Annotated in this window: 4 protein-coding genes; all 4 read right to left on the bottom strand. The window is 73.5% G+C overall.

Features of this window, described 5'->3' with window-relative positions:
* Positions 1-99: 99 nt before the first annotated feature.
* Positions 100-1287 (bottom strand): S8 family peptidase, encoded by a 1188-nt coding sequence (locus E4P40_RS26165; RefSeq protein ID WP_209305532.1) that lies wholly within the window; start codon positions 1285-1287, stop codon positions 100-102.
* A 114-nt stretch (positions 1288-1401) separates the two neighbouring features.
* Complete coding sequence (locus E4P40_RS26160; RefSeq protein WP_245160606.1) at positions 1402-2307, bottom strand: deoxyribonuclease IV; 906 nt, start codon at positions 2305-2307, stop codon at positions 1402-1404.
* Positions 2308-2309: 2 nt separating this feature from the next.
* Positions 2310-4298 (bottom strand): Stk1 family PASTA domain-containing Ser/Thr kinase, encoded by a 1989-nt coding sequence (pknB, locus tag E4P40_RS26155; RefSeq protein ID WP_135161237.1) that lies wholly within the window; start codon positions 4296-4298, stop codon positions 2310-2312.
* Between the two features lie 123 nt (positions 4299-4421).
* On the bottom strand, positions 4422-5237 hold an 816-nt coding region (locus E4P40_RS26150; protein WP_135161236.1), incomplete at its 5' end, for an aminotransferase class I/II-fold pyridoxal phosphate-dependent enzyme.

Raw genomic sequence — 5237 nt, 5'->3', positions numbered from 1 at the left:
GACGTCGGCCGTGCCGGGATCGACCGCGCCGCCGACGTCCTCAGCGAGCTCCTCGCCCGCTGAGCCGGGCCGTCCACGAGGACGGCCCGGCGCCCGCGGTCAGTAGTTGCTGAAGAGCAGGTGGTTGTTCGCCGTCCTGTACCGGCTGCTCGTCTTGACGACGCCCTTGGTGGTCGCCGTCTTGATCGCGCTGCTCACCGTGCCGGCTGACGCGGTCGCGTCCGTCTGCAGGTACAGCGCCGCGACTCCGGCCACGTGCGGGGTCGCCATCGACGTCCCGCTGATCGTGTTCGTGGCAGTCGTGGACGTGTACCAGTCGCTCGTGATGCCGACGCCCGGCGCGAACAGGTCGACACAGCCGCCGTAGTTGCTCCACGAGGCGGCCGCGTCCTTGCTGTCGGTGGCCCCGATGGTGAGCGCGGCGGGAACGCGGGCCGGGGAGGACTTGCAGGCGTCCTGTGGGACACCCCGCGCATTGCCGTTGCCGGCCGCGACCGCGTAGGTGACGCCGGAGTTGATCGAGTTGGCAACAGCGGTGTCGAGCGCCGTGCTCGCTCCACCGCCGAGGCTCATGTTGGCCACCGCGGGCCGGCCTGCTGGGTGGCTCCTCGTGACCCAGTCGACGCCGGCGATGACGCCGGAGGTGGTACCGCTGCCGTTGCAGTCGAGCACGCGGACGGCGACCAGACTGACGTCCTTGGCCACGCCGTACTCCGTGCCGCCCACTGTGCCGGCGACGTGGGTCCCGTGGCCGTTGCAGTCCAGGCCGGTGCCGCCGAAGGCGTCGAACCCGCTCGTGGCCCGGCCGCCGAAGTCGAGGTTCGCCGTCTGGATACCGGTGTCGATGATGTAGGCGGTCACCCCGGCTCCGGTGGAGGCGTAGGAGAACGCGCTGGTCGACGTGACGGCGTTGCGTTGGTCGATCCGGTCCAGCCCCCACGAGGGCGTCGGCGACTGGGTCTTGATCTCGGCCGCCTCCACGGGCAGGTCCTGCTCCACGGAGACGACACCGGGCAGCGTCCGCAGCCGGTCCGCGAGCGCGGCGGGCACCGTGACGGCGAAACCGTCGAGCGCTGCGGTGTAGACGTGCCCGACGCGGCCCCCGAGCCGGGAGGAGGCGAGCGCGGCCACCCGAGAGGGCACTCCGGTCCCGTCGAGCGTGACGATGTAGGAGCCCAGAGCGGAGGTGGCGGGCGGCGCGGCGGCGGCGGTGCCGGCGGTGGCGCCGACCCCCGTCGCGGTCATCGTCGCGACGGCGGCGACGGCCAGGTTCTTGCGGATGGACACGGTCGGTCTCCTCGCTCGGTGTTCCGCGCGCTCTACGGCAGCGCGGGTTTCGGTAGCAAAGAGTTCCTAGTCGGTCACGTCAAGCAACCGGGCCGGAGTGGGACAGAAGTGACGTCAAGCGGCAGCGACGCCGGGCCGGCATGCGGCGTCGCGCAGGGAGCACAGCAGGTCGATGTCGCGCTTGTGGCCCGCGGACGGCGAGCCGTCGAGCTCGCTCGGGGTCTCCACCACGACCGGGACGCCGGCCATCGAGCGATGCGTCAGCAGCTCGCCGAACGGCGCCGCCCCGATCGAGCCCGCGCCGATCGTCGTGTGCCGATCACGCTTCGAGCCGCACTCGTCGAGCGAGTCGTTGGCGTGCACCAGCCCCAGCCGCCCGGGGCCGACGGCGGCCTCGAGCGCGTCGAGCGTCGCCGTCATCCCGCCCGGGACCGACAGGTCGTGACCGGCGGCCCACGCATGGCAGGTGTCGAAGCAGACGCCGACCAGCGGGTGGTTCTCCAGCGCGGCGAGATAGGGCCCGAGGTCCTCGACGGTCGCCGCCAGCGACTTCCCGCCGCCCGCGGTCGGCTCGATCAGCAGGCGCGGGGCGTCGGCGGGCAGGCCGTCGAGCACCGGCAGCAGCCGCTCGTGCAGCTGCCGGAGCGCCGCCTCGTAGCGGTCCTCGCCGACGGCCGAGCCCGCGTGCACGACGACGCCCCGGCAGCCGAGCTCGGCGCCGCGCGCGAGGTTGTGCGCGATGGAGGCGATCGACTGCTCGACGGTGGCCTCGGTGGGGGAGCCGACGTTGACCAGGTACGGCGTGTGGATGAAGGACGGGATCTCTCGCTCGGCGCAGCCCGCGACGAACAGCTCGTCCTGGCGGGGATCGCCGGCGGTGAGCCGCCACCCGCGCGGGTTGCCGACGAAGACCTGCACCGCCCGCGCGCCCACGGCGTCGGTGTAGGCGAGGCCGCCCTTGGCCAGGCCGCCCTTGATCTGGATCTGCGCGCCGATCGGCGGCACCGCGGGGGAGGACACCGCTAGAAGGTCACCAGGATCTTGACGGTGGTGCCCTGCTCGACGGTCTCACCGGCGGCGGGCTGCTGCTGGCGCACCTTGTTGCCGAAGAACTTGGTGGCGTCGACGGTCAGCCCGACGGCCTTGAGCGCGGCGGCGGCCTCGTCCTGGTTCATGCCGCTGACGTCCGGCACGGTCACCAGCGGCAAGCCGGCCGACACCTGGATCGAGATCGTGCGCCCGAACTCGACCGGCCCGTCCTCCGGGCCGGGGTCGACCGCCATGACCTCACCGACGGCGACGGCCGCGCTGCGGCCGTCCTCGATGCGGTCGACGACGAAGCCGAGGCTCTCCAGGTTGGCCTGCGCCTGCTCGGGGGACTGCCCGGTGACGTCGGGGACGGCCACCGGCTCGTGGCCCTGGCTCACGAACACCGTGACGACCTGGTCGCGGCGCAGCTCGGAACCGGCCGGCGGGTCGAAGCGCACGACCAGCCCGGCGGCCACGTCGTTGTCGTACTCCTGCGCCGTCGTCACCTGGATCGCGGGCAGCTTCTCCTGCACGAACGCGACGACGTCGGCCTCCGGCTTGCCGACCAGGTCGGTGGGGACCGTGAAGCGCTCCGGACCCTGCGAGACCACCAGCCGGACGTCGCTGCCGCGGATCGCCTCGCCCGAGGGCGGATCGGTCGACATGACCGCACCGGCCGGGAACTCCTCGCTCCAGACCTGCTCGCAGCAGTCGGGGGTGAGGCCGGCCTCCTGCAGCAGGTCGATCGCGGCGTTCTGCTCCTTGCCGACCAGCTCGGGGATCTGCGTCCAGCGGCCGGAGCCCAGCCACCAGCCGACCGCGCCGATGGTGATCGCCAGCAGGACCACCACGGCGACCGCGAAACGGGCCCGCCGGCGGCGGATGTGCAGAGGCACGCCGGGGCGCGGGCGGTCCAGGGCCGGACGGCGTCCGTTGACGTTCGTCGTCGGGCCGGCGCCCATGCCCGGGAGCATGCTCGTCCGCCCGGCGCGGTCGGTGCGCTGGGCGCCGAGGACGGCGGTGCCCGGGTCGCTGGGGTGGCGCGGACGGGTCGGGCGGTTGGTCGGGCGCAGCGTGCCGGGACCGGCGGTGCTGCGGCCCGTCGGCACCGGCACCGGCTCGAGGCCGAGGTCCTTGCGGACGTGCCCGAGCTCCGCCAGGAAGGCGCCGGCGTCGAGCGGCCGGCCGGCCGGGTCGCGCCGGGTCGTGCGGGCGACGAGCTCGTCGACGGCCCACGGCAGGCCGGGCACCTCCTCCGACGCCGCGGGGACGTCGTGGTGCACGTGCTGGTACGCCACGGCGAGGGGGGTGTCGCCGCCGTACGGCGGGTGCCCCGTGAGCATCTCGTACAGCACGATGCCGGCCGCGTAGATGTCGCTGCGGGCGTCGGCCCGGCCGCGCTCGAGCTGCTCGGGCGAGAGGTAGGCGACCGTGCCGATGAGGACGCCGCCGGTCTGGCTGGCCTGTGCCGTGCCGTTGCCGACGACGGCGCGGGCCAGCCCGAAGTCGGCCACCTTGACCACGCCGTCGATGCCGATGAGCACGTTCTCGGGCTTGATGTCGCGGTGCACGATGCCGGCGCGGTGGGCCGCGGTGAGCCCGGACAGCACCGGCTCGAGGACGGCGAACGCCTCGGCGACGGTCAGCCGGCCGCGGGCGGTGAGCAGGTCGCGCAGCGTGCGGCCGCGGACGAGCTCCATGACCAGGTAGACCAGTCCCTGGTCGCTGCCCTGGTCGCTGACGCTGACGACGTTGGGGTGGCTGAGCATCGCGGCGGCGCGCGCCTCGCGGGTGAACCGGTCGACGAACGTCGGGTCGTGGGCCAGGTGCTCGGCCATCACCTTGACGGCGACCGTCTTGTGCAGCCGCAGATCGGTCGCCGCGTAGACCGTGGACATGCCGCCGCGCGCGAGCCGCTCCTCGAGGCGGTAGCGGCCCTCGAGGACCAGGCCCACCACGGGGTCGGTCACGGCTGTGTCCACCCGAGCGAGTGTAGGTACGAGTTCGTCACAGGTCGGCGAACCACGCGGTACAGGTGGCCGCCGTGGCCCCTGGTGCGCATGGTCCGGTGGGACGGGTCACCTTTCGGCCGGCCCGGCCCCGGATCAGCCCAGGTCCAGCCCGCCGTAGAGCGGGTGGCCGGCCAGCAGCTCCGCGGCCGCCGCCTGGGTCTTCCCGGCGAGTCCGTCGGCCATCGCGTACTTCGCCCGGGACGGCTCACCGGAGGACGTCGTCGCCGGAGTCGTCCCGCCGAGGACGTCGGCGATCAGTTCGGCGACCCGGTCGAACTCGGCCGCCCCGAAGCCGCGGGTGGTGAGCGCCGGCGTGCCGATCCGGACGCCGGAGGTGTACCAGGCGCCGTTGGGGTCGGCCGGGACGGAGTTGCGGTTGGTCACGATGCCGGCGTCCAGCAGCGCGGACTCGGCCTGCCGCCCGGTCAGTCCGAAGCTGCTCACGTCCATGAGCACCAGGTGGTTGTCGGTGCCCCCGGTGACCAGCCGGACGCCCCGCTTGTCCAGCCCCTCGGCGAGCGAGACGGCGTTGTCGACGATCGCCTGGGCGTACTCGGCGAAGGCCGGCTGGCGGGCCTCGGCGAACGCCACGGCCTTGGCCGCCATGACGTGCGGCAGGGGACCGCCGAGCACCATCGGGCAGCCACGGTCGACCGCGTCGGCGAACTCCGGCTGGGCCAGCACGAACCCGCCCCGCGGACCGCGCAGCGACTTGTGGCTGGTGCTGGTGACGACGTGCGCGTGCGGCACCGGGTCGAAGTCGCCGGTGAACACCTTGCCGGCGACCAGGCCGGCGAAGTGGGCCATGTCCACGACCAGCGTGGCGTCGACCTCGTCCGCGATCTCGCGCATCGCGGCGAAGTTCACGCGACGCGGGAAGGCCGAGTACCCGGCCATGAGGATCAGCGG

The sequence above is a fragment of the Blastococcus sp. CT_GayMR20 genome, assembly GCF_004570345.1.
This window is presented reverse-complemented; position numbering and strand designations above follow the sequence as displayed.